At 47.5% G+C, this 26,613-nt stretch carries 22 protein-coding genes and 1 other annotated feature; all 22 genes read left to right on the top strand.

Features of this window, described 5'->3' with window-relative positions; all coding sequences use genetic code 11:
• Positions 1–22: 22 nt before the first annotated feature.
• Positions 23–1,948, top strand: coding sequence for a stage V sporulation protein D (locus MHI32_RS23265; RefSeq protein WP_076136530.1), 1,926 nt, complete (start codon positions 23–25; stop codon positions 1,946–1,948).
• Positions 1,949–2,003: 55 nt separating this feature from the next.
• Complete coding sequence (locus MHI32_RS23260) at positions 2,004–3,491, top strand: UDP-N-acetylmuramoyl-L-alanyl-D-glutamate--2,6-diaminopimelate ligase (RefSeq protein WP_038572864.1); 1,488 nt, start codon at positions 2,004–2,006, stop codon at positions 3,489–3,491.
• Positions 3,488–4,894 carry a UDP-N-acetylmuramoyl-tripeptide--D-alanyl-D-alanine ligase gene (gene murF, locus MHI32_RS23255; protein ID WP_340011009.1) on the top strand — a complete coding sequence of 469 codons (1,407 nt, stop codon included), beginning with the start codon at positions 3,488–3,490 and terminating at the stop codon, positions 4,892–4,894. Before MHI32_RS23260 ends, murF begins: the two co-directional genes overlap by 4 nt.
• Positions 4,895–4,915: 21 nt before the next feature.
• A complete protein-coding gene (gene mraY / locus MHI32_RS23250) occupies positions 4,916–5,881 on the top strand; it encodes a phospho-N-acetylmuramoyl-pentapeptide-transferase (protein ID WP_036683653.1) in 966 nt (321 codons plus the stop codon).
• Between the two features lie 3 nt (positions 5,882–5,884).
• Entirely contained in the window at positions 5,885–7,306 is a 1,422-nt protein-coding gene (gene murD, locus MHI32_RS23245; RefSeq protein ID WP_339244509.1) for a UDP-N-acetylmuramoyl-L-alanine--D-glutamate ligase, read from the top strand.
• Between the two features lie 49 nt (positions 7,307–7,355).
• Positions 7,356–8,453, top strand: a complete 1,098-nt coding sequence (gene spoVE, locus MHI32_RS23240) for a stage V sporulation protein E (RefSeq protein WP_036683647.1) — start codon at positions 7,356–7,358, stop codon at positions 8,451–8,453.
• Between the two features lie 5 nt (positions 8,454–8,458).
• Positions 8,459–9,571, top strand: coding sequence for an undecaprenyldiphospho-muramoylpentapeptide beta-N-acetylglucosaminyltransferase (gene murG / locus MHI32_RS23235; RefSeq protein WP_076136524.1), 1,113 nt, complete (start codon positions 8,459–8,461; stop codon positions 9,569–9,571).
• A gap of 205 nt (positions 9,572–9,776) precedes the next feature.
• On the top strand, positions 9,777–11,060 hold the full coding sequence (murA, locus tag MHI32_RS23230; RefSeq protein ID WP_036683642.1) for a UDP-N-acetylglucosamine 1-carboxyvinyltransferase: 1,284 nt from the start codon (positions 9,777–9,779) through the stop codon (positions 11,058–11,060).
• Between the two features lie 65 nt (positions 11,061–11,125).
• Entirely contained in the window at positions 11,126–11,881 is a 756-nt protein-coding gene (locus MHI32_RS23225) for an FtsQ-type POTRA domain-containing protein (RefSeq protein ID WP_076192056.1), read from the top strand.
• A 343-nt stretch (positions 11,882–12,224) separates the two neighbouring features.
• Positions 12,225–13,487 carry a cell division protein FtsA gene (ftsA, locus tag MHI32_RS23220; protein ID WP_076136520.1) on the top strand — a complete coding sequence of 421 codons (1,263 nt, stop codon included), beginning with the start codon at positions 12,225–12,227 and terminating at the stop codon, positions 13,485–13,487.
• A gap of 61 nt (positions 13,488–13,548) precedes the next feature.
• A complete protein-coding gene (ftsZ, locus tag MHI32_RS23215; protein WP_076129065.1) occupies positions 13,549–14,670 on the top strand; it encodes a cell division protein FtsZ in 1,122 nt (373 codons plus the stop codon).
• Positions 14,671–14,939: 269 nt separating this feature from the next.
• Positions 14,940–15,887 (top strand): sigma-E processing peptidase SpoIIGA, encoded by a 948-nt coding sequence (spoIIGA, locus tag MHI32_RS23210; protein WP_076129086.1) that lies wholly within the window; start codon positions 14,940–14,942, stop codon positions 15,885–15,887.
• A gap of 92 nt (positions 15,888–15,979) precedes the next feature.
• Entirely contained in the window at positions 15,980–16,702 is a 723-nt protein-coding gene (sigE, locus tag MHI32_RS23205) for an RNA polymerase sporulation sigma factor SigE (protein ID WP_036683937.1), read from the top strand.
• A gap of 78 nt (positions 16,703–16,780) precedes the next feature.
• The gene (gene sigG, locus MHI32_RS23200) at positions 16,781–17,563 is read left to right on the top strand and encodes an RNA polymerase sporulation sigma factor SigG (protein ID WP_036683631.1); all 783 of its coding nucleotides are present in this window, start codon (positions 16,781–16,783) and stop codon (positions 17,561–17,563) included.
• A 130-nt stretch (positions 17,564–17,693) separates the two neighbouring features.
• The gene (locus MHI32_RS23195) at positions 17,694–18,038 is read left to right on the top strand and encodes a YlmC/YmxH family sporulation protein (RefSeq protein WP_036683628.1); all 345 of its coding nucleotides are present in this window, start codon (positions 17,694–17,696) and stop codon (positions 18,036–18,038) included.
• Positions 18,039–18,142: 104 nt separating this feature from the next.
• Entirely contained in the window at positions 18,143–19,000 is an 858-nt protein-coding gene (gene pgeF / locus MHI32_RS23190) for a peptidoglycan editing factor PgeF (protein ID WP_036683625.1), read from the top strand.
• A 3-nt stretch (positions 19,001–19,003) separates the two neighbouring features.
• Complete coding sequence (locus MHI32_RS23185; RefSeq protein ID WP_036683622.1) at positions 19,004–19,690, top strand: YggS family pyridoxal phosphate-dependent enzyme; 687 nt, start codon at positions 19,004–19,006, stop codon at positions 19,688–19,690.
• 11 nt (positions 19,691–19,701) lie between these two features.
• Positions 19,702–20,142, top strand: a complete 441-nt coding sequence (gene sepF / locus MHI32_RS23180) for a cell division protein SepF (protein WP_036683619.1) — start codon at positions 19,702–19,704, stop codon at positions 20,140–20,142.
• 7 nt (positions 20,143–20,149) lie between these two features.
• A complete protein-coding gene (locus MHI32_RS23175) occupies positions 20,150–20,416 on the top strand; it encodes a YggT family protein (protein ID WP_036683616.1) in 267 nt (88 codons plus the stop codon).
• A gap of 9 nt (positions 20,417–20,425) precedes the next feature.
• Positions 20,426–21,208 carry a YlmH/Sll1252 family protein gene (locus MHI32_RS23170; RefSeq protein WP_036683613.1) on the top strand — a complete coding sequence of 261 codons (783 nt, stop codon included), beginning with the start codon at positions 20,426–20,428 and terminating at the stop codon, positions 21,206–21,208.
• 227 nt (positions 21,209–21,435) lie between these two features.
• A complete protein-coding gene (locus MHI32_RS23165) occupies positions 21,436–21,948 on the top strand; it encodes a DivIVA domain-containing protein (protein ID WP_051491297.1) in 513 nt (170 codons plus the stop codon).
• A 185-nt stretch (positions 21,949–22,133) separates the two neighbouring features.
• Positions 22,134–22,408 (top strand) — a binding site (T-box leader).
• 918 nt (positions 22,409–23,326) lie between these two features.
• Positions 23,327–26,419: an isoleucine--tRNA ligase gene (gene ileS, locus MHI32_RS23160; protein WP_076281230.1), complete on the top strand. Its 3,093-nt coding sequence runs from the start codon at positions 23,327–23,329 to the stop codon at positions 26,417–26,419.
• Positions 26,420–26,613: the final 194 nt, after the last annotated feature.

The raw sequence follows: 26,613 nt of genomic DNA, 5'->3' as shown, positions 1-26,613 counted from the left end.
GTTGAAAGTGGGGGAGAACGGAATGAAGGTTTCCAAAGTCGTAACACGGCGGAGAATGCTGTGGACATTGCTGGGACTGGCAGTGTTATTCGGTTCGCTGGTCGTGCGTCTTGCGTATGTGCAATTATCTCAAGGAGAGGAATTGACTGCGAAGGTAGAAGATTCCTTGCGCCGCAATATTCCTTTTACCGCTAAACGTGGTGAAATTATGGATCGTGAAGGTGTGCCGCTCGTTTCTAATATCACCACACCTACAGTGTATGCAGTACCGGTGCAGGTAAAAGAGAAGCAAAAGACAGCACAGCAATTAGCTCCACTGCTTGGGATGACTGAGGAGAAGCTGATGACATTGCTGTCCAAAAAAGAAATGTCGGTGAAACTTCAGCCCGGCGGCCGCAAAATTACGATGGATCTTGCCGCGAGCATCCGTGATTTGCAGCTGCCGGGCATCGTTGTCGCTGAGGATAGCAAAAGGTATTACCCTTACGGCGATTTAGCCGCGCATATTCTAGGCTTCACAGGTATAGATAACCAGGGTATTACAGGAGTAGAGAGTATATATGACAATCTGCTCAAAGGTATAGCCGGCAATATTTCTTATTTGTCTGATGCGGGCGGAAGACTTATGCCTGGCTCATCTGAGAAATATTCTGCCCCTCAAGACGGACTTAATCTGGAGCTGACGATTGATAAACAGATCCAGTCTATTATGGAACGTGAGCTTGATCAGGCTATGGTAAAATATCAGGCGCAGGGTGCTTGGGCTATAGCTATGAATCCGAAGAATGGTGAGATACTAGCCATGGCTAGCAGACCGGGGTATGAACCAGCATCATACAAGGAATATGATGCGCAGATTTACAACCGGAATCTGCCTATCTGGATGACCTATGAACCTGGTTCAACGTTCAAAATCATCACTCTGGCTGCTGCGCTGCAGGAAGGTAAAGTAGATCTTCAGAACGATCATTTCTATGATCCGGGTTTTATCGAGGTGGCGGGCGCAAAGCTGCGCTGCTGGAAAAAGGGCGGTCATGGTAGTCAAACCTTTCTACAGGTAGTTGAGAACTCTTGTAACCCTGGGTTTGTCGCCTTAGGGCAACGGCTGGGAAAAGAATCACTTTTCAAATATATTAGGGATTTTGGTTTTGGGAGCAAAACGGGAATTGATCTGAATGGGGAAGCTAATGGTATTCTGTTCAAGCTTAATCAAGTAGGTCCGGTAGAGCTTTCGACTACAGCCTTTGGTCAAGGGGTTTCGGTTACGCCTATTCAGCAGATTGCTGCGGTATCCGCGGCTATCAACGGCGGTAATCTCTATAAACCTCATGTAACAAAAGCATGGGTTAACCCGGTTACTGGAGAGACTGTATCAGAGGTGAAGCCAGAGCTTGTGCGGCAGGTCATTTCGGAGGAAACATCCAAGAAGGTGCGGGCAGCACTTGAGAGCGTGGTTGCCAAAGGCACAGGACGGCCGGCTTTTATTGACGGCTATCGTGTAGGTGGCAAGACGGGTACTGCACAGAAGGTTGTAAATGGACGTTATTCTCCAACAGAGCACATTGTTTCTTTTATTGGCTTTGCGCCAGCGGATGATCCTCAGATCGTTGTGTACACTGCCGTGGATAATCCGAAAGGGATTCAATTTGGGGGTGTGGTTGCAGCTCCAATCGTGCAAAATATTTTGGAAGACTCGCTGCACTATATGAAGATTCCGGAGCGCAGTGATCAGCTTCCCAAAACTTATAAGTATGGCGAAACTCCGATAGTGACCGTACCTGATCTTACCGGAGCAACGGTGCAGGATATCTATGAGGATTTAAATATGAATTTTAATCTTGCACGTTCAGGCACAGGAAATACGGTCATCAATCAAGCTCCTAAGGCTGGGGCCAGAGTAGAACAGGGCTCAACCATCAGGATTTATATGGGAGCATCTAGTGAATAATGATTAAGGTATAAGGTTTCAGCTCGTATCCGAAAATGTAGAGTGAGGGATTACTATGAAAGTTAACGAATTATCTGCTTGTCTTGCTACTTCGCAACTATACGGGGATGGAGATGTGGAGATTACTGATCTTCAGACGGATTCCCGCCGTGTAGGCCCGGGAGATCTATTCATTTGTTTGCCTGGCCACACCGTGGACGGGCACAAATATGCGCCGCAAGCAGTAGCCTCCGGAGCGGCGGCTATTGTATGTGAGCACAAGCTGGAGCTTGATATCCCGCAGATTGTTGTAGATGACTGCCGGTTTGCGATGTCTGTCATGTCGAATGCATTCTTTGGCTCACCTAGCAGCCGGATGAGAATGATCGGGGTGACGGGCACAAACGGCAAAACAACAACGACTTATCTCATTGAGCGGATTATGCAGGATCAGAATATGAAGACAGGTCTGATTGGAACAATTCAAATGCGCTATGACGGCAAAAGCTACCCTATGTCAGGCACAACTCCAGAATCGCTAGATCTGCAGCGTTCCCTTCATGATATGGCTTCCAAAGGTGTGGAATGTTGTGTAATGGAAGTATCCTCTCACGCACTTCAGCAAGGACGTGTGAAGGGTGCGGACTTCCGTACGGCAATTTTTACGAACTTAACCCAAGATCATCTGGATTATCATCATACAATGGAGGAGTATCGGGCGGTTAAAGGGCTCTTTTTCTCCAGATTGGGAAATGTGATCTCTCCGTGGAAGGAAGAACGCAAATATGCGGTGTTGAACGCGGATGATGAAGCCAGTCAATATTTTGCAGCCCAAACTGCGGCGGAAGTGATTACATATGGCATTGATAACAACGCTAATGTCCGAGCTTCGCAAATATCGATCACCGCAAAAGGAACTTTTTTCCATGTAGATACGTTTAAGGGGAAGACGGACATTTCGCTCCGTATGGTTGGTAAGTTCAATGTCTACAATGCACTCGCGGCGATTACAGCTGCTTTATTGGAAGATGTCTCTCTGGCTGATATCAAGACTAGTCTTGAGGCAATCGATGGTGTAGCTGGACGGGTGGAGTCAGTGGATGAAGGTCAGGAATTTGCTGTTATCGTTGACTACGCACATACACCAGACGGGCTAGAGAATGTATTAAAAACGGTCTGCGAATTTGCTACCGGCAAAGTGCTTACAGTGTTTGGCTGTGGCGGTGACAGAGACCGGACGAAACGTCCATTAATGGGGAAGATCGCTGCACGATATAGCGACATGGTATTCGTAACTTCTGACAACCCTCGGACGGAGGACCCTCAACTAATCTTGAAGGATATAGAAGCAGGACTAGTAGAGGATGGAGTCACCTCTGACCGGTATCATATGATTGTTGATCGCCGAGAAGCTATCGGGAAGGCTATTGAAATGGCAAGCCCTGGCGATGTAGTATTGATTGCGGGGAAAGGTCATGAGACCTATCAACTGATTGGCGGAGTGGTTCATGATTTCGATGACCGCATCGTCGCTAAAGAAGTTATAAGGGGCCGAAACTATTGATTACAAGAACGCTTGAAAATATTGCTGCCATGTGCGCAGGGGAACCTGCTGCTGTCGAAGCTATGAATACAACCCTTACGGGAGTCGTTACCGACTCCCGTAAGATCACACCCGGTTGCCTGTTTGTGCCTCTATCTGGAGACAAATTCGATGGTCACCACTATGCTGCCGCAGCACTGGCTGCTGGTGCGGGTGCAACCTTGTGGCAACGCGATAAAGGACCGGTACCTGAAGGTGGCGGAGTTATTATTGTTGAAGATACACTAGAGGCTCTTCAGAAGTTGTCCGCTGCTTATCTGAAGGAAGTGGCTCCGCAGGTTGTCGCTGTTACGGGCAGCAACGGGAAAACAACAACAAAAGATATCATTATGTCTCTGCTTGAAGTGCAGTTCAAAGTGCATAAGACAGCAGGGAATTTCAATAATCATATCGGTCTTCCGCTTACTATTTTATCCATGGCTGAGGATACAGAGATCGCTGTACTTGAAATGGGGATGAGCTCGCGGGGAGAAATTGCTCTGCTGGCTTCTTTGGCTGAACCAGACGTAGCGGTAATTACTAATGTAGGCGAGTCGCATTTACTGCAGCTGGGGTCACGTAAAGAAATAGCCCGCGCCAAGCTGGAGATTGCTGAAGGGCTGAAGCCGGGGGGATTACTGATTTATAATGGTGACGAACCGCTGCTGACTGAGGTAATGCAAGAGTCCACTTTTAAGGCTCCAGAAGGGATGAGAACCTTCCGATTTGGTCTAAATGAGGATAATGATGATTATCCAACAGGGATGATGTCCCATACTGGTGGCATGACGTTCACGTCAAGCCGTCATAAGGAACATGCTTTTACATTACCGCTGCCAGGTCAGCATAACGTTGTTAACGCTCTGGCTGCACTAGCGGTTGCTCGTCATTTTGGGGTTACGGAGCAGAATATGAAGGAGGGTCTCAGCAGGCTCAAGTTGACGGGCATGCGGATTGAAGTGATTCGGACTTCCTCCGGACTTACGCTTTTAAACGATGCTTATAATGCCAGCCCTACTTCTATGAAGGCGGCTATAGATGTCCTGCAATCTATGAAATGCAGTGGCAATAAAATCGCTGTGCTCGGGGACATGCTGGAACTTGGGCCGGAGGAAGTAGAATTTCATCAAGAAATAGGCTACTACCTTGACCCTTCATTAACTGATTTTGTATGTACTTACGGACCATTATCCGTTCATATTGCCAAAGCAGCAGAAGAGAAATTCGGCAAAGAGCGCGTAAAAGCTTTTACAGATAAAGCGGAACTAGCCGCTGTCCTTCTAGAGAAATGCAGTGCTAAGGATATTGTTCTATTTAAAGGATCAAGAGGGATGAAGCTCGAGGAAGTGCTTCAGAGCCTAAATAAAGATATTCAACAGACCTAAATCATTGGAGGGGGTGTACCCATGGATTATCAACTATTGTTATTGACTATTGCTGTTTCCTTTATCCTTGCGGTCATTGCCGCTCCGCTCTTCATTCCGCTTCTGCGCAGGATGAAATTCGGACAGCAGGTGCGAGATGACGGACCGCAAACCCATTTGAAGAAGGCGGGAACGCCGACTATGGGCGGTATCGTGATTATCGTAGCTTTTACCTTGTCTTATCTGAAATTTTCTGTGGTGAATACAGATTTTTACGTACTGCTCGTAGCTACGCTTGGTTTTGGATTGATCGGGTTTTTGGATGACTATATCAAAATTGTATTTAAGCGTTCCTTAGGGCTCACAGCACGTCAAAAGTTATTTGGACAGCTGCTGGTTGGTGCTCTGATGTGCGGTCTTCTGATTTATGCCGGACACAGTACAAGTATCAGCGTACCAGGTACTGATTTCAGCTTTGATTGGGGTGGCTGGTTCTATTATCCATTCATCATTATTATGATGATGGCAGTGACGAATGCCGTTAACTTTACAGATGGAGTCGATGGACTGTTGTCCGGGGTTAGTGCCATTGCTTTGGCCGCATACGCGGTGGTGGCAATGCAGGCTACGTCTATTGCGGCAGGTGTATGTGCTGCGGCCATGATTGGTGCTGTACTTGGCTTTCTTGTGTTTAATGCCCACCCTGCTAAAGTATTTATGGGGGATACGGGTTCGTTTGGTATTGGTGGCGCGATAGGTGCTATTGCTATTGTCACGAAGAGTGAGCTGCTGTTTCTCATCATTGGCGGTGTTTTTGTAATTGAAATGTTGTCCGTTGTGATTCAAGTCGTTTCATTTAAAACCCGTGGCAAACGTGTATTCAGAATGAGCCCGATTCACCATCATTTTGAGCTTGGTGGCTGGTCGGAGTGGCGTGTGGTAATTTCGTTCTGGGCGGTTAGCTTGGTGTTGGCTGCTGTGGGACTATTTATTAGCAAGGGGTTGTAGAGAATGAAACATCCAGATAAGTATCGTGGTGAAGAAGTTGTGGTTCTTGGGCTTGCTAAAAGCGGTGTCCAGGTGGCTAAAGTGCTGCATGAACGCGGCGCTGTAGTTACGGTGAATGATAAAAAGGAAAGAGATCAAAGTCCCGAAGCTTCCGAATTGGAATCTTTGGGAATTTGTGTTATATGCGGTGGGCATCCGGAAGGTCTTATTCATGAAGGTGTAAGTCTGGTAATCAAGAATCCAGGCATTCCTTATTCTGCGCCCCCTGTACAAAAGGCAATTGAGCTTGGAATTGAAGTGGTCACAGAGGTAGAGGTGGCATATCGACTTTGTGCAGCGCCGATGATCGGGATCACGGGTTCCAATGGTAAGACGACAACGACGACCTGGGTAGGCCATATGCTGGAAGCTGCGGGAATGAACCCTATAATTGCGGGCAACATTGGTACGCCTCTCTGTCAGGCTGCACAAGAGGCTACCGAGGATAACTGGATGGTAGTTGAGCTTAGCAGCTTTCAACTTAAAGGTACGGAGACCTTCCGCCCTAAGATAGGCTGTCTGCTGAATATTGCAGAGACCCATCTGGATTATCATGGAAGCATGAAAGATTATGTGGATTCCAAAACCAAGCTGTTCGCTAATCAATTAGCTACGGATACAGCAGTGCTGAACTGGGATGATCCTGTCTGCCGGGAACTTGTACCCTATATGAAGGCTTCGATTCTTCCATTCTCCTTGTTTGAGGAGCTGCCTCATGGAGTATTTGTTAGCCCGTCCTACATTACGGGGCAAGATGATGAGCTGAAGCGCCACATTATCTATCGCGAATCTGCGGACAAGGAAACGATAATCGCGGATGTGGATTCCATCGCCCTTCCGGGTCGCTTTAATGTGGGGAATGCGCTGGCTGCCTGTGGAATTGCTATTGCCGCTGGAGCGGACCCCTCTCTATTAAGCAAAGTGCTTTCTTCTTTTCGCGGTGTGGAGCACCGCCTGGAGTATGTAGCTGATAAGGCTGGAGCCGCTTATTATAACAATTCCAAAGCAACGAACTCCAAAGCGACAATTACGGCTTTGACATCGTTTCAGCGGCCGGTGGTATTGATCGCTGGCGGATTAGACCGTGGCTCCGATTATATGGAGCTGCTGCCTGTCCTGAGCGGACGCGTCAAAGCTTTGGTGGCGTTAGGACAAACCAAGGTCAAGCTAATAAATGTAGCACAGCTGGCAGGATTAAAGCAGATTATCTCCGTCGATAATGGGGAGAGCGCCGCCGCCGTGCTGCAAGCAGCTGTGCGGGAAGCTTCCGCTCTGGCGGAAGAAGGAGATATCGTTCTCCTGTCTCCTGCATGTGCTAGTTGGGATATGTTTACATCCTATGAAGAGCGCGGGTGTATTTTTAAAGAGGCGGTGCATAACCTTTAAGTAGGGGGGTGGATAAGCCCCTACTACGGATGCAAGAGGTGTGCTCCTGATGAACAAAACTCGTCATGCTCCCGATATTTGGTTGCTGATTCCCATTCTTTCTCTGCTGGTGATCGGCATGGTGATGGTATACAGCGCCGGATCTGTTTTAGGCTTCCGCAATTATGGAGATTCGTTTTACTTTGTAAAGAGGCAGCTTTTGTTTGCAGGACTGGGACTTGTTGCAATGTTTGTTACAGCGAATACAGACTACAAAGTGTTAAAAAAGCTGGCTAAGCCGGCACTGATTGTCTGCTTTATCCTGCTCGTTATGGTGCTTATTCCCGGCATTGGTGTAGTTCGCGGGGGAGCGCGCAGCTGGCTCGGAATCAGCTCCTTCGGGATTCAGCCCTCCGAGTTCATGAAGATGGGGATGATTCTATTTCTGGCGAATTGGCTGGGAAAAGAAGAGTATGATATCACCTCCTTCACTCGTGGCTTACTTCCCCCGTTAGCGCTTATCGGATCAGCTTTTGCACTGATTATGCTCCAGCCGGATCTGGGCACAGGTACCGTTATGTTTGGCGCAGCCTTAATGATGGTCTTTACAGCTGGGGCAAGAATGAAACATCTACTCTCACTAGGAGTAGCTGGGGTGGCTGGGTTTGTTGCTTTGGTTGCCGCAGCACCTTACCGGTTGCAGCGGATCACCGCTTTTCTTGATCCTTGGTCCGATCCCCTCGGTGCAGGCTACCAGATTATTCAGTCGCTATACGCGATTGGGCCTGGAGGGCTCGGGGGTCTCGGACTTGGAATGAGCCGGCAGAAGTACAGTTATGTACCTGAGCCGCAGACCGATTTTATTTTTTCTATATTGGCCGAGGAACTGGGGTTTATCGGTGGTTTGGCTGTGTTGATCTTGTTTCTTATTCTAATCTGGCGCGGAATGAAGGTGGCGATGAGTCTGCCTGACCGTTTTGGAAGCTATTTGGCCGTTGGCATCGTCTGTATGGTGGCTGTGCAAGTCATTATTAATATTGGTGTGGTCATCGGTCTAATGCCTGTAACAGGCATCACACTTCCTCTGATTAGCTATGGAGGTTCTTCACTTACACTGATGTTAACCTCCCTGGGCATTCTATTGAACTTATCCCGTTATGCGAGGTGAAAGACATGCGTATCGTATTAAGCGGCGGAGGCACGGGTGGTCATATCTATCCCGCAGTCGCTGTTGCTAGACAACTGGAATCAGAAGATAGTGAATCTACCTTCCTGTATATTGGTGGAACGCGTGGCTTAGAGAGCAAGCTTGTTCCCCAAGAGAATATCCCTTTCAAATCTATCGACATCACTGGCTTTCGGCGCAAGCTGTCCATGGACAACGTCAAGACGGTGATGCGTTTTTTAAAGGGCGTTAAGGCTTCCAAAGAAATGTTAAGAGAGTTTAAGCCTGATGTTGTAATTGGTACAGGCGGTTATGTATGTGGTCCAGTCGTTTACGCTGCATCCCGGCTGGGCATCCCAACCTTGATCCATGAGCAAAATGCTATCCCTGGTTTAACAAATCGTTTTCTAAGTCGTTACGCGAGTACAGTGGCCGTAAGCTTTGAAGGGACAGAATCTGCTTTTCCGGGGAGCAAGCACGTAATCTACACAGGTAATCCTCGGGCAACGACGGTTACTACGGCTAGTCCACAACGGGGGTTTGCCTCGCTGGGCATTCCGGATAACAGCACGGTTGTTTTGGTTGTTGGCGGCAGTCAAGGGGCTAAGGCAATTAATAAAGCCATGATTGAAATGGCCCCATTTGTGGGTAAGGGTAATGGTGTTCATTATGTTTACGTTACAGGTGAGCCTTATTTTGAGGATACCCGTGCTGAATTGCGTCAGAAGCTGGGTAGCACACCGAACTGGCTGCATGTCCTACCTTATGTTCACAATATGCCGGAGGTCTTGGCTTGTACCTCCTTAATCGTAAATCGGGCGGGGGCATCCTTTCTCGCTGAGATTACAGCGCTGGGTATTCCTTCTGTACTTATCCCTTCTCCTAATGTGACGAACAATCACCAAGAGGCGAATGCAAGACAGCTGGAACGCGAAGGGGCCGCTGTGGTGCTGCTTGAGAAGGATTTGAATGGTAAGGCGCTTTATGAAGCTGTGCAAGCAATCATTGGAACTGAAGCTGTACGCCAAAAAATGTCCGAGGCTTCCAAACGACTGGGCAAAAGGGATTCTGCTGCCATTGTCACTAACGAACTCCGAAGACTAGCCGGTAAACAGTCTTAAGCCATTAACCTTTGAGAGGTTTTTCCTTATTGGCAGCTCTCTGTCACACACTTGGAGGAACGAACATAGGATAATCCTATAATCGTGACAATCACCCAGGACACTTCCTAACCTGAAAGGTAGTGCAGGATAATCTTGTACATTTCATATGACCTTGTATCGGAAGTGTTTGTGGTGGGTGAGCGGTAATCTCGGAGGTGATACATTGGACAAATTGGTGATTGAGGGTGGAAGTCCCCTGTCAGGCACCATTCGTATCCATGGAGCAAAAAATGCGGCGCTGCCGATTCTAGCGGCAAGCCTGCTGGCCGAAGGAGTTCACTCACTGCATAATGTGCCGAAGCTGCTGGACATCGAGACTATGCTAGACATCTTGGATCGGCTGGGCTGCAGGTGCGTGCATCAAGAGGATACGGTGACGATAGATACGTCAGCCGTGGGGACATCTCATGTACCTGAGGATTTGATGCGGCAGATGAGATCTTCCATTTTTTTAATGGGACCGCTGTTATCCAGATTTGGTGAGGTAACGATCTATCAGCCTGGTGGCTGTGCGATCGGGGAGCGTAAAATCGATCTTCATTTGCAGGGTCTTAAAGCACTGGGGGCGGAGATCGAGGAAAGCAACGGACGAATATCCTGTCGGGGCTCAAAGCTTGTAGGGAGTGATATTCATCTCGACTATCCAAGTGTTGGAGCCACGGAGAATATTATGATGGCTGCCGCCAAGGCAGAGGGGACAACGACGATATCGGGAGCAGCAAGAGAGCCGGAAATACAGGATCTACAGCAATTTTTGAATAGTATGGGTGCTCAGATTATCGGTGCAGGCACGGATACCATTACGATCCAGGGTGTCAAAAACTTATATCCCTGTACGTACGAGGTAATCCCAGACCGGATAGTGGCTGGAACTGTAATGATTGCTGCGGCAGCTACACGTGGGAATGTGACCTTGACACATACGAACGCCGGGCATCTGACTTCGCTTATTCATGTGCTTAAGCGGGCTGGTGTTCAAATCACAGTATGCAATGATATAATTAATGTCAGCTGCATGGGGCGTCCGCGTGCGGTTGAGAGAATTGTAACCTCTCCTTATCCTTCTTTCCCGACGGATCTGCAATCTCAGGTCATGGTGCTGCTGTCGCTCGCTGATGGTTTTAGTGTGATCAAGGAGACGGTGTTTGAGGGACGGTTCAAACATGTGGAAGAAATGGCCCGGATGGGTGCTGACATTTCTATCGATTTGAATCGTGCGTTTATTCGCGGCGTTCAGAGATTGTATGGTGCTACTGTGGAAGCTACTGATTTGCGGGCGGGTGCAGCTCTGGTCATTGCCGGGCTTGCTGCACAAGGGACTACGGTCGTTGAGCAAGCGCATCACATTGACCGTGGTTATGATGGAATAGAGAAGCTGTTTCAGAAGCTTGGCGCGCGTATAAGCCGTAAGGTGCCTGTAACGGATCCACTTGATTTGGCCAATTAAAGCTCCCTGTCTCCTTCCAGATCTCCCAGAGAAGGAGACAGGGCCTTATTACGGAGAATATGAGAATGACTACAACCCGATTACCTCTTCTTAAAGAGGACAAGCCTAAGAAAAAAATGAGCCGTAAGATTACGGCGATCCTGCTGCTGCTGTTCACTGCGCTTCTTGCTGTGATTTTTTTTAGATCGTCTATTAGCCATATTACAGTGATAGATTTTCAAGGTAGTAAGTATTCTACTAGTGAAGAGCTACTCTCACAAAGTGGAATTAAAATAGGTGGGCAATTCTTTGCTGTATCAACGAAAGATGTGGAAGAATCTCTGCTGAAGCTTAAGACGATTAAAGACGTCAGCGTGCAGAAGGATTTCCCCGGGGTGATCACAGTGAAGATTGAGGAATTTCCAGCGGTAGCCTATGAACTGGAACAGGGAGGCCTCTTAAAGGCGATTCTGTCCAGTGGAGCTGCAGTGCCTGTTAATGAGACTGGAATTGCTGTTGAGAAACCTATATTAACGAACTGGGACCCGGAAGATCCGAATAAGGCTAAGCTTTGTCAAGCATTAGCAAGCATTCCTAATGAATTGACAAGTGATATCTCTGAGATTGTTCCCTCACCGACCTTGTCTTTTCCAGACCGGATCAAGCTCTATACTAGATCCCGTTTTGAGGTGATTACAGCCATCTCTTTGCTAAAGAGCAAGGTGTCCTATTTGAATCAGATTATAGAGACTGAACAGCCTGGACTGATTAAAATGCTAGAAGCCGATTCATATGTTCCCTTTCAGGTTGTAAGCGATGAAGAAGATGTTGCGCAAGAGTAGTGTGGAGGTAAATAGTCCCTACTAATAGAGTTAAAAAAATGCTACAATCGGAGTTACGGGCAATAAGCTATATCCCTCTTTTTTCTTCGATTTTTTTGAGATATAGTACTATATTTGGTTGAAATGACCAATTAGGCCGATATTTCTTGTGATAATTGCTATTTTTACAATAACATATGAGTAACTATTCACATTTGGGGATGTTGGAATATTATTCCGTTCAAAAAATTTGTAGAAAAAAGAGGGAAAGGATTAGGTATGTTGAATATGTACAGAGAAGTTTCCCGGGACCGGGATAAGGTAATGCAATTAATTATGATTATAACAGGAGGTGCCATAGGACTTGAGCAACAATGACATCATTGTTAGTTTGGACATCGGTACATCCAAAGTTCGGGCAATAATTGGGGAAGTTACCAATGGAACCTTTAATATTATTGGCGTTGGATCTGCCGATTCGGAAGGAATACGTAAAGGCGCGATTGTAGATATCGACCAAACTGTGCAATCGATCAAAAGTGCTATAGATCATGCAGAGCAGATGGTGGGTATTCAAATATCAGAGGTTTATGTAGGCATTTCCGGTAATCATATTGGCCTGCAATCCAGCCACGGTGTTGTGGCCGTTCAGAATGAGGATCGTGAAATCGGCGATGATGATATCGATCGCGTAATTAAAGCTGCGGAAGTCATTGCTATGCCTCCGGAGCGTGAAGTGATTGATGTTGTTCCCAAACAATTTATCGTCGATGGTCTTGAAGGAATTCAAGACCCGCGCGGAATGATTGGTGTTCGTCTGGAAGTTGAGGCAACAATCATTACGGGTGCTAAGACGCCAATACATAATCTACTACGCTGTGTTGAGAAATCAGGGCTGAAGGTAAAGGATCTTGTGCTGATGTCTCTTGGAGCTGGTGGATTGGCGCTGTCCAAGGACGAGAAATCGATGGGATCTGTTCTGGTTGATATCGGTGCGGGCTCAACAACAATAGCCATATACGAAGAGGGTTCTCTTAGTGCAACCTCCACGATTCCGATCGGAGGAGAATTCGTAACCAATGATATTGCCTACGGACTTCGGACACTTACTGATCAAGCGGAGAAGGTAAAACTTAAATATGGTTGTGCTTGGATTGACGATGCAGCCTCAGACGTTGTCTTCAAGGTATTGCGCATTGGCAGTAACGTGGAGAAGGAATTTAACCAAGAGGATCTGGCGGCCATTATCGAGCCAAGGGTGCAAGAAATATTCCACCTGATTCGTCAAGAAGTTAAACGGCTTGGTTACAGTGAACTGCCTGGAGGTTATATACTAACAGGTGGGACTGTCTCGATGCCGGGTGTATTGAAGGCTGCTCAGACTGAGCTGGCTGCATCTGTACGCATCGCCGTGCCGGATTATATCGGTGTACGGGACCCTGGGTTTACCGGCGGTGTCGGTATTCTGCATAATGTTGTCCGTAGTTTCCGTGGAAGAAACAGTGGTGGAAGCAGCAACAAAAAGACGGTCAACCGGAGCAAGCAGAACGCCACTCCGAGTCAGGAAACTGTTCAGAAGCCCGGATTTGTGGAGCGTCTAAAAAATATGTTTAGCGAGTTTATATAAGTGTAAGTCCAGATATACTTGGACCGGCCATCCAAGCACATTGAGGGGGAGATGGAACAATATGTTAGAATTTGATTTTGAAATGGAGAGCTTGGCGCAAATAAAAGTCATCGGCGTGGGCGGCGGAGGTAGTAATGCTGTCAACCGGATGATTGAAAACGGCGTTCAGGGTGTAGAATTTATTACGGTTAATACAGACGCCCAAGCGTTGCATATGGCCAAATCGGAGCACAAGCTGCAGATTGGGGACAAGCTGACCCGCGGTTTGGGTGCAGGCGCCAACCCTGAAGTCGGTAAGAAAGCAGCGGAGGAATCCCGTGATCTGATTTCGAATACCCTTAAAGGTGCAGATATGGTATTTGTTACTGCAGGAATGGGTGGCGGTACAGGTACAGGTGCGGCGCCAGTTATAGCTGAAATTGCTAGAGAGTGTGGAGCCCTGACTGTGGGTGTAGTGACTCGCCCGTTCACATTTGAAGGAAGAAAACGTTATAACCAGGCAATGCTTGGAATCGAAGCTTTGAAAGAAAAAGTCGACACACTAATCGTCATTCCAAATGACCGTTTGCTTGAAATTGTTGATAAGAAAACACCGATGTTGGAAGCTTTCCGTGAAGCAGATAATGTTCTCCGGCAGGCTGTTCAAGGTATCTCTGACCTAATTAAGGTTCCTGGTCTGATTAACCTTGACTTTGCGGATGTAAAGACGATCATGACAGAGCGCGGTTCAGCGCTTATGGGTATTGGTATTGCAAATGGTGAGAACCGTGCGTCTGAAGCAGCACGTAAAGCCATCATGAGCCCACTCTTGGAAACGTCTATTGAAGGCGCCCGCGGCGTAATCATGAACATTACGGGAGGATCTAACCTCTCTCTATACGAAGTCAATGAAGCGGCTGAGATTGTTACATCCGCCTCTGATCCTGAAGTGAATATGATCTTTGGTGCGATAATTGATGAAGGCCTGAAGGATGATATCAAAGTAACAGTAATTGCTACTGGCTTTGAACATAAACCATCGCCTGAAGCTCCAGGACGCCGTCCGGTCTCGACGAATAACGAGCCAGCGGCAGCACCGGATAAGAACGCTGCTAATCTGCGTCCGTTCGGGAATCAGAACACGTCAGATCAGTTAGATATTCCGACGTTCCTGCGTAACCGTAATCGTGGCAACAATGACTAATTAAATATTTTTATTAAGAGATATGAAGCACCGTATTCCCCAGCTAATAGAGCTAGGGCAATGCGGTGCTTTTTTTTATGTGAAATGCTGTTCAGTAGGAATAAAACCCTCCCGCGCTATAACTCGACAAAAAAACCTTAAGAATGCCCCCCAAGTTTAGACAGACTTTGAATGCGAGACTTTTTATACTAATCATATCGTCCAAAAAAACAGAGCCTGATCCATTTTGGCTACAGGATAGATTCCGCCATAGTAAGCAGGTGAATGCACTGGTTGTTTATATTGACTTGATATTCGCCGCCAATCTAGTGATCGACGGAATTCTTTTGTGGCTGACAGGCTGGATGGTCAAGCTGAGGATATCATGGTGGCGCTTAGTCCTCTCAGCTCTGGTTGGTGCGCTGTATGTGGTGATGATGTTTGTGCCGGAGTTGTCTTTCATGTATACCTTCCTCATTAAGTTTGGCTTGTCGGTGGTTATGCTATGGATTGCCTTTGGTTTTGGGAGTCTGCAAAGCTACCTTCGCACTATGGGAGCTTTTTATATTATCAATTTCGCAGCAGCTGGTGGGATTGTAGGTATTCACTATTTGCTGCAGAGCTCCGGTGATATTTGGAATGGTATTATGTTCACTGCTTCAGGAGGGCATGCTTACCGCCTAAAGATTGGCTTTTGGTTTGTAATTGCAGTATTTCCCCTGGTGTTAATCTGCTTCAAGGCAGTGCACTCCTCACGAATCAGAAGGGAGCAGCTTGAAACCTATATCGGTGAGGTGGTAGTAGAAATTGATGGAGTGACTGTTTCCTGTCCCGGCCTGCTAGACACAGGTAACCGGCTTTGTGATCCTTTGACCCGCATACCGGTGATGGTTATGGAATCTTCGCTCTGGGAGGGACATCTGCCTGAAACATGGAAAGGTAGACTCACTCAGGACGGAGCGGACAAACTTTTACTAGAAACGGACGGGCAGTCGTTTGCTTGGCAGGACAGGATGCGACTGGTGCCTTACAGGGGAGTTAACCGGGGGGCATCATTTATGCTCGCACTGAAGCCTGATCAGGTGACGATAAAGCTTGGTGAAGATATCTTTTATTGTAAAAGAGTCTTGATTGGGCTGGATGGTGGGACATTGTCGGGGGATGGAGCCTATCGGGCTGTAATACATCCTGATTTGACTCAAAAAGAGAGCGCTACTGTTGCAGCACTGCCTTCCTAATCTTTAAAGCTAGCTGAACCAAACTTCTGATGGCTGAAAGCGGGATTTGAAAGCTTCACACGCGAACCGTGCACTTCTTGGAGGAGGAACAAATAATGGTCAAATGGAAAATTGCTCTGCAGCTGCAATATTACCGCATGCTGTTTCTACTAGGGCTGAAGAGTCAGGAAATCTATTATATTGGCGGGAGTGAGGCACTTCCTCCACCGCTGACACGGGAAGAAGAAGAATATCTGCTTCAGCGGCTGTCTAGCGGCGATGCAGCTGTTCGTGCGATGTTGATTGAGCGCAATCTTCGCTTGGTAGTATATATCGCTCGTAAATTTGAGAATACCGGCATCAATATCGAGGATCTGGTTTCGATTGGCGCTATTGGCTTAATTAAGGCTGTGAACACTTTTGATCCTGAGAAAAAAATAAAACTGGCTACTTATGCATCCCGCTGCATAGAGAATGAAATCTTGATGTATCTGCGGCGGAACAGCAAGACACGGAGTGAGGTTTCTTTTGATGAGCCGCTTAATATTGATTGGGATGGCAATGAATTATTGCTTTCTGACGTATTAGGAACGGAAAATGATACCATTTATCGGAACATAGAAGAACAGGTTGATCGCAAGCTGCTGCAAAAGGCACTGGAAAAGCTGAGTGATCGAGAAAGACTCATTATGGAGCTGAGATTTGGCCTGCGCGGAGGCGAAGAAAAGACACAAAAAGATGTGGCTGATCTGCTTGGCATCTCCCAATCTTATATTTCGCGGCTGGAGAAAAGAATTATCAAGCGGCTGCGCAAGGAGTTTAACAAGATGGTGTAAGGTGAAATTAGCAAGGAATAAAATGGCGAGCCCGGGAGATAATGTACAGTAATGTTTCTCCTTGGGAGGTAAATCATCATGACCCGTAATAAAGTCGAGATTTGCGGTGTGGATACTGCTAAGCTGCCTGTTCTAACGAATGTGGAAATGCGGCAACTGTTCACTTCGCTGCAGCAGCAGGGCGAGCGATCCGCCAGAGAGAAATTGGTAAACGGTAATCTTAGACTTGTTCTAAGCGTTATCCAGAGGTTCAATAATAGGGGAGAATTTGTTGACGATTTGTTCCAGGTGGGTTGCATCGGTCTGATGAAAGCCATCGATAATTTCGATTTATCACAAAACGTTAAATTCTCCACATATGCAGTTCCGATGATTATCGGTGAGATTCGGCGTTACCTGCGTGATAACAACCCGATTCGGGTATCACGTTCTCTCAGAGATATCGCCTACAAGGCGCTCCAGGTACGTGATAGTCTGACCAATCAGAACTCACGGGAACCGACGATATTCGAAATATCAGAAGCGCTGGGTGTGCCGAAGGAAGATGTTGTTTTTGCTCTTGATGCCATTCAGGATCCAGTGTCCTTATTCGAGCCGATCTATCATGACGGCGGCGATCCTATTTATGTAATGGACCAGATTAGCGACGATAAGAATAAGGATGTGTCGTGGATCGAAGAAATTGCATTACGTGAAGCGATGCGTAAGTTAGGACAAAGGGAGAAACGAATTTTATCCATGCGGTTTTTCGAAGGGAAAACACAGATGGAGGTCGCAGATGAGATTGGCATTTCACAGGCACAGGTCTCACGTCTGGAGAAATCTGCGATTCAGCAAATGCAAAAACACGTGAAATCTTAGAGCAGTAGCCATGAGGAGATATTCCAGAATCCGGGTTAAGGATTTTGGGTTGTCTCCTCTTTTTAATGCATGTTGACAAGCTTCCGGATCATATATTGGACTATAGGTCGGATTGTACAGGGGTGGTGAGATGAACGAGGATTATCAAGGGTCTGCCAAAAAAATGAAAATCTCAGATTTTCAGACGAAGGATGTTATCAACATTGTAGATGGCAAGCGGCTGGGGCAGATTAGTGATCTGGAGCTTGATTTGCGCCGTGGTGTCATTGATGCCATCGTTATACCCGGATACACTCGGTTTATGGGATTGTTCGGAGGCGGGACAGATCTGATTATTCCATGGCGGAATATAGTTAAGATCGGGTCCGATGTAGTACTCGTGAAGATTGAAGAGTCGCGGATGTCTCCGGGACAGGAAGAGCGTGAAACGATGTATCTGGAACGGGGAGATCGCAGCGAACGGCGCACTTATTAATTAGGTGCGTTTTTTGTTTTTTTATTTAAGAATTTAGGCGATCAGGCTTAACCGTCACTTTGTACGGGTATTTACATGTGGTACACTAAGGCGGAGGTGAGGAAATGGAACCGTTTGTGCAGGGGAAAGAAATGCTTATGCTGCTCCATCTGGAGCCTTGGCGAGTGGAGCATAACGAAATTACAGCGGGGTTTACTGGTAGACAGGGAGGGGCTAGCAAGGCGCCCTATGACAGCCTGAATTGTGCGTTTCACGTTGGGGATGCTCCTGAAGATGTCCTGAGCAATCGGAGAGCGCTTGCCGAAGCTCTTGATTTCAAGCCGGAAGCATGGACCTGTGGAGAACAAACTCATGGGGCAGAGATAGCTGTAGTAAGGGAAGTAGACCGTGGGCGGGGACAACAGGACAGAGCATCGGCATTTCAAGCTACGGATGGTCTGCTGACGGATGTGCCTGGGGTTTTGTTGACTTCTTTTTATGCGGATTGTGTGCCCCTTTATTTTTATGATCCCGTGCGTAGAGTCGTCGGTCTTGCGCATGCAGGCTGGAAAGGAACGGTGGCTCAGATTGCCGCAGCTATGGTGAGTAAGCTGCAAACGGTATACGGCAGCCATCCACATGATATTGTGGCAGCGATCGGTCCATCCATTGGCGACTGCTGTTATGAGGTGGATGATTATGTGATGGAGCATGTTCGGCAGCTGGAGGGCAGCTTGAATGAGGGGATAGAAACTTTCGATGCTGTGGAGCTTTACAGAGCCTCAGAGACTGATCAGAGTAAATACTTGCTAAACTTGAAAGAAATGAATCGACGCATTATGATAAAAGCAGGAATATTGCCGACTCATATCGAATGTACAACATGGTGTACAAGCTGTAATCGTGATTTGTTTTTTTCTTATCGCAAAGAAAACGGTATTACAGGCAGAATGACGAGCTGGATCGGAATAAAGGAGAGTTGAAAGTTGTCTTTAACACTGCAGGAGAGGATTGCTGAGGTAGAGGAACGTGTAGCACGTGCCTGCGCGGCAAGCGGCCGGGATCGTAATGACGTCAAGGTAATTGCAGTGACGAAATATGTTTCTCTGGAAATGGTATCCTCCGTATTGGAGGCAGGCCTAGAGCATGTTGCTGAGAGTCGCTGGCAGGATGCTGAGCACAAATGGAAGGTTTTAGGGGACAAAGGGACATGGCATTTTATCGGGCATTTGCAAACCAATAAGGTTAAAGACGTTATTGGCAAATTTCAATATATACACTCTTTGGACCGGATGTCTCTGGCGCAAGAATTACACAAAAAGGCGCTTGCTGCTGATCAGGAAGTGAATGTGTTTCTTCAAGTGAATATCTCTGGCGAAGATACGAAGTTTGGTCTGTCACCTGAGGCAGTACCTGGATTTTTACGTGAAATCGCTAGTTTGGACCGCGTTAAGGTAATTGGACTTATGACGATGGCACCTTTAGAAGGTGATCCGGAGCTTACCCGTCCTGTATTTCGCGGACTTCGTGAGCTGCGCGATGAGCTTAATCAACTTGCTTTGACACCTGAGCCGATTACGGAGCTGTCCATGGGAATGTCGAATGATTTTGAAGTGGCGATACAGGAAGGAGCCACCTGGGTACGCCTGGGTACGGTGTTAGTAGGCCATTAGGAGGGATCGTGATGAGCGTTATGAACCGATTTATGAGTTTTTTGGGCTTGCAGGAGGAAGAGGAAGTTGTGGAGCGGGAGCAAATCCACGAAGAGGATGAGTATGAGCCGGCCCCTGTAGAAACCCGCAAAAATCAGAGGGGCAACGTTGTCAGTATCCATTCGCAAAAAAATGTCAAGGTTGTATTATATGAACCACGTTCATATGATGAGGCACAGGAGATTGCTGATCATCTCCGTTCGCATCGGACGGTAGTAATTAACCTGCAGCGTGTTCGCAATGATCAAGCAATGCGAATTATTGATTTTCTCAGCGGAACTGTTTATGCCCTTGGGGGAGGAATCTCTAAAATTGGGGGCAATATATTTATGTGCACTCCAGATACTGTTGAAATTCAAGGCTCCATTACAGAAATCCTAGGTGACGATCAAGACTATAACAGAATGAGGTGAATGGGCTTTGCTTCAAATTGATTACATTATCGATATTTTGTTTAACATTTATTTTTACATGATTATTTTCTATGTGCTAATGTCCTGGTTACCCAACGTTCGTGATAACTTCATTGGAGAACTGCTAAGCAAACTCGTAGAGCCGTATTTAACACCTTTCAGACGGTTTATTCCACCGCTCTTCGGTACACTTGATATCTCTCCAATTATTGCATTACTTGTCTTGGAATTCGCTGCAGGCGGACTTAAATCTATCCTGCATTTGATTTTTTAGGCAATTGTGATGAAGAACGAAGTTTACGGGCATTTTCATCCCGATGAACGTCAATTTGTGGACAAGGCCTTCGAATGGGTTACCAACGCTGGAGAATATCATGAGACTAAATTAACTGAATTTCTCGATCCCCGCCAAGGTTTTATTCTGCAAACTTTAGTTAACCGCCATCCTGATGTGATTGTTAAATGGGAAGGTGGACATGCTGAGGCAGAGCGGAAGCGAGCGCTTGTCGCTCCTGATTATCGTGACCTGGATCAGGAAGACATGGAGCTGAAGGTGCTTGCAATAACCTCAGGGGAGCAGAAGTTTCTGGCTCTGGAGCATGGGGACTACATGGGTTCTATTCTGGGGCTGGGCGTTAAACGAGGCAAAATCGGTGATATTCATGTTCTGGACGATGGTTGTCATGTTGTAGTCGCTGCTGATATTGCAGATTATTTAGCTATGAATTTAACTGGAGTGCACCGGATACAGGTAAGTACGGAAGTATTACCCCTTTCCGCCTTGCGTAATAGTGAGGTTAAGCTGGAATTGATGGATTTGACTGTAGCATCCCTGCGATTGGATGGCATTGCCGCAGATGTAACACGGCTTAGCCGAAGCAAAATTCTTGCTCCCATCAAGGCTGGACGTGTTCGGGTAAACTGGAAAGTGGAGGAAGACCCATCCTGCGGTCTTAAGGATGGTGACATGGTATCTATTCAAGGCTTTGGTCGCTTCAAGGTTCTAGAGGTCGGCAGTTTGACGAAAAAGGGCCGATACCGTGTTCAGATTGGTAAATTTGTGTGAATCCCTTGCAGGAATACGGTCTTACTTGTCGAAATTGATTATTTCGAGGGAATCAAACATTTTTTAAGCTGGACGCCGATACTTTTAAGAAGAGGCGGACCATGAATGGCAGGCGGAACACAGGAACACCTTCTGCCTTTACTTGAAGTACAGTCTTTCTTCTTTGTCTGCCGCTTAGTTGCGATTTAGAGATAAAGAAGGTCCGAAATTTCTAGGAGGTGCACAGCATGCCATTAACACCGCTCGATATACATAACAAGGAGTTTTCTCGGAGACTTCGCGGTTATGATGAGGACGAGGTCAACGAATTTCTGGATCAAGTGATCAAGGATTACGAAAGCGTCATCCGTGAGAACAAGGAACTGCAGAATCAGCTTTTGTCTATTCAAGAGCGTCTGGATCATTTTGTGAATATTGAAGAAAGTTTATCGAAGACGATCTTAGTCGCTCAGGAAGCGGCGGATGATGTGAAGAACAACTCCAAGAAGGAATCCCAGCTCATTATCAAGGAAGCGGAGAAAAACGCCGATCGTATTATTAACGAAGCGTTATCCAAATCCCGTAAGGTTGCTATTGAGACTGAAGAATTGCGCAAGCAAGCTTCGATCTATCGCACTCGTTTCCGGACATTAGTGGAAGCTCAGCTGGAGCTGTTATCACAGGATGACTGGAATGCCTTAGAGAGTCGTGAGGCGAGCGAGAACGTAGCTTTCAAGGATGATGTTCTTCATCGCATCTAAAGGTTTCAGACGATAATTGGCTAAATAGAGGGAGCTATTCCCTCTATTTTTATTTTCCGATAAAATAGACCATAATAAAGTGAACTCCATGTGCAAGTACGCTCATAATAGCTAGATTGGGCGAATGGTTGTTGACATTTAGATTCAAAAAGTCTATAAATAGAACATATCTGTATAATGTTTATATGTATTCGATGACGGGACAAGTACGACAAGGTAACGTTCTCCAGAGAGTCGGCGATTGCTGCGAGCCGATTGTTCGAACCCTGCCGGAAGATCTTCCCCTAGAAGTTAAGCTGAAGCGTTGATCGTGCGTAAGCCTAACCGTCTGCCGGACGTTACACCGGACCTGTGCACAAGATTTACGCGCAGGACTGAGATTGTGCTGAATACACTCCCCTTAAGGATGTGCTCATGCGCAGAATTAGGGTGGTATCGCGAGCGTCGTCTCGCCCCTTTGGGGGTGGGATGACGCTTATTTTGTTGTTCCGGGGCGGCCATCCCCCTAAATCCCCCTTTCTAAGGGGGACCCCAAGGGCTGCTGCCCTCTGGACACCCGCAAAGTAAAGCCTCGTGCAAACTAGGTACGGTGGTGGAAACGAACGGATTCATGTGGCTGAAGGAGCGGCCCTTCTTAGGCTCCCCTGGCGGGTTCGCCTGCGGGGCCTTTACGGCAAGAGCGGTGAGCGACAAGCTGCGCAAGGTCGCCCATTGGCGCCCCGAGCAATTGCTGCCCTGCGGGATCGCGGCTCGGGTGCCCGGGCAAGAGCGGTGCGCGACCAGCTGCGCAAGGTCGCGTATGGCGCCCCGAGCGATTGCTGCCCTTCGGGATCGCGGCTCGGGAGCCAGGGCAAGAGCGGTGAGCGACCAGCTGCGCAAGGTCGCGTATGGCGCCCCGAGCGATTGCTGCCCTAACGGGATCGCGGCTCGGGAGCCCGGGCAAGAGCGGTGAGCGCCCAGCTGCGCAAGGTCGCGTATGGCGCCCCGAGCGATTGCTGCCCTACGGGATCGCGGCTCGGGTGCCAGGGCAAGAGCGGTGCGCCCAGCTGCGCAAGGTCGCCCATTGGCGCCCCGAGCGATTGCTGCCCTGCGGGATCGCGGCTCGGGAGCCAGGGCAAGAGCGGTGAGCGACCAGCTGCGCAAGGTCGCGTATGGCGCCCCGAGCAATTGCTGCCCTGCGGGATCGCGGCTCGGGAGCCAGGGCAAGAGCGGTGAGCGACCAGCTGCGCAAGGTCGCGTATGGCGCCCTGAGCGATTGCTGCCCTACGGGAACGCGGCTCGGGAGCCAGGGCAAGAGCGGTGAGCGACCAGCTGCGCAAGGTCGCCCAAAGATCGAAAAGAGCTTTATAGACTAATCCATGAAAGGATTGACCATCACATGCAAAAAGTAGATGTCAGAGAAAAGGCGCGGGCAAGAGATGTCCGCATATTAAAGAAATGGAGCGACGAAAATACGTTCCGCAAGTCCATGGAGAACCGTGAGGGACGTCCAAATTATGTATTCTATGAAGGTCCGCCTACAGCAAACGGTGCGCCGCATATCGGACACGTGCTGGGACGGGTAATCAAGGATTTCATCGGTCGTTACCAGACGATGAAAGGTTACCGCGTGGTACGTAAAGCGGGCTGGGATACACACGGTCTGCCAGTAGAACTAGGCGTACAAAAGAAGCTTGGCATCTCCGGCAAACAAGAGATCGAGGAATATGGCGTAGAAAAATTCATCCAGGAATGTAAAGACAGCGTCTTCGGTTATGAGAAGCAATGGCGTGAATTTACAGAAGCAATTGGATACTGGACGGATTTAGATAATCCTTACGTAACCTTGGATAACACCTATATCGAAAGTGTATGGAACATCTTGGCTACAGTGCATGAGAACGGGTTGCTTTACCGCGGACACCGTGTTAGCCCGTATTGCCCGAGCTGCCAGACTACACTAAGCTCACATGAAGTTGCTCAAGGCTACAAAACCGTTAAGGATCTCAGTGCGACCGCGAAGTTCAAGCTGGATGACAGCGGAGACTACGTATTGGCTTGGACGACAACACCTTGGACCTTGCCAGCCCATATGGCGCTAGCTATGAACCCGGACATGGATTATGTACGTGTGCAACAAGAAGATGGTGTGTACATCGTTGCTAAAAACTTGGTCGAAGAAGTAATGAAAGGTGAGCACACAGTCCTTTCTACACATAAAGGTTCCGAGTTTATCGGTAAAACTTACGCACCTCCATTCGGATATATTAAGGCAGAGAAAAGCAATGTTATCGTAGGCGCTTCTTTCGTTACAGATTCCAGTGGTACAGGGATCGTACACATGGCACCAGCACATGGTGAAGATGACTACAAGACTTGCCGTGAGAATGGCATCAGCTTCGTAAATGTGGTTGATAATTCCGGTAAGTATACGGATGTAGTCTCTGATTTTGCGGGACGTTTTGTTAAGGATTGCGATCTGGATATCATTAAGGTTTTGTCTGAAAAAGGATTGCTTTACGGTAAAGAGAAATACGAGCACAGCTATCCGTTCTGCTGGCGTTGTGATACCCCACTTTTGTATTACGCAACAGACAGCTGGTTCATCAACACTACAGCGATCAAAGATCAGCTGATTGCTAACAACAACAGTGTAACTTGGTACCCTGAGCATGTACGAGAAGGCCGTTTCGGGAAGTTCTTGGATGAACTGGTTGACTGGAATATCAGCCGTAACCGTTATTGGGGTACACCCCTCAATGTCTGGGTATGTCAAGAAACGGGCAAAGAGTTTGCTCCACACAGCATTGAAGAGCTAAGAGCGATGGCGATTGGTGATGTTCCGGAAGATATCGAACTGCATAAACCTTTCGTGGATAAGATCAAGCTGCGCAGTCCGTTTAGCGAAGGTGCAGAGATGGTTCGTACATCGGAAGTGATCGACGTATGGTTCGATAGTGGCTCGATGCCTTTTGCACAAAGCCATTATCCGTTTGAGAACGAGGATAAGCTGGATGATCAGTACCCGGCAGATATGATCTGTGAAGGGATCGACCAGACCCGTGGATGGTTCTACAGCTTGCTTGCAGTATCCACCTTGTTCAAGGGTAAAGCTCCATATAAAGCAGTTATTGCTCACGGTCATATCCTCGATGAGAATGGTCAAAAAATGTCTAAATCCAAAGGTAATGTTATTGATCCTTGGGAAATCATGAACGATTACGGCACGGATGCATTCCGTTGGGCTATTTTGTCCGACAGTGCACCGTGGAATAATAAACGTTTCTCGCGTGGTCTTGTAGGTGAGACGAAATCTAAAGTAGTGGATACGCTGGTAAATACACATGCCTTCTTGACGCTGTATGCGGGCATTGATGGTTACGATCCAGCCGATCATCCTTTTAAAGTATCAAAACATAAGCTGGACCGCTGGATTCTGTCCCGTCTGAACAGCTTGATTCTTTTGGTGGATAAAGGGCTTGCGGTAAATGACTTCGTGAATACGTCTAGAGCTATTGAGAACTTTGTGGATGAGCTGAGTAACTGGTATATCCGTCGTTCCCGTGACCGTTTCTGGGGGAGTGGCCTAGGTGAAGATAAACTGGATGCTTACCGTACGTTGACTCATGTGCTTTTGGCGACAGCAACTTTGATGGCTCCATTTACACCGATGTTGTCCGAAGATATCTTCACGAACCTTGGCGGCGGAGAAAGTGTGCATTTGGCAGACTACCCGGTTGCTGACGAGAACTTGATCGATAAAGAGCTGGAAGAGGATATGGAAAGTGCAAGACAGATCGTTGAGTTGGCGCGTAACGTACGTAACGAAACAGGCATTAAGAATCGTCAACCGCTGTCCGAGCTGATCGTTTCGATGAACCGTGACTTCCATTTGGCTGAGTATGAAGAGATCATCAAAGATGAGATCAACATCAAGAACATCGTGCTGGAGAACAGTGACAGCGGATTTGTTGATTTCACACTCAAGCTGAATCTTAAGGTAGCCGGTAAAAAATACGGTAAAAATGTAGGCTTCCTGCAAGGCTTCCTGAAAAGCCTCGACAGTGATTCTACCCGCAAAGCGGTACAGGACGGTAAAATTGCAATTGCGACACCTGAAGGTGAAGAGCTTGTAATCACTTCTGAAGAGCTGCTTGTTGAAAAACAAGCCAAAGCAGGTTTCGCCGCAGCTTCCGGATATGGAGTTACGGTTGCGCTCAATACCGAAATCACGCCTGAGCTTGAACAAGAAGGCTGGGTTCGTGAGATCATTCGTGCGGTTCAAGATTACCGTAAACGTCTGGATCTGCCGATCGAGAAACGGATCGCACTCACTTTGAAGTTAGACGATGAGCTAAAAGCAGCTGTTACAGCATTTGACAATGTATTGCGAGACAATGTTCTTGTGACTACGGTTGATTTTGATGGAGAACATGCTTTTGAGACGGTAGAAGTCGGTGACAAATCCATCGGTATCCATATCGAAGCATAATTCTGCATTACCTGTCCCAAAACAGCATATACTAGCGGCATAAGTGTAAACGGAGATCTTCCGTTTATGCGGGAAATATAGTCTTTATATTTCGGCGCAAAACTAACGAGTCCCGAGCTTAAGGAGATGAATTCTCTTTGGCCGGGCTCGTTTACTTTGTAGCGAAGGAAAGACATATGAGAGGAGCCGTAGCT

The sequence above is a fragment of the Paenibacillus sp. FSL H7-0690 genome (assembly GCF_037980415.1).
Taxonomy (GTDB): Bacteria; Bacillota; Bacilli; order Paenibacillales; family Paenibacillaceae; genus Paenibacillus_AQ; species Paenibacillus_AQ odorifer.
This window is presented reverse-complemented; position numbering and strand designations above follow the sequence as displayed.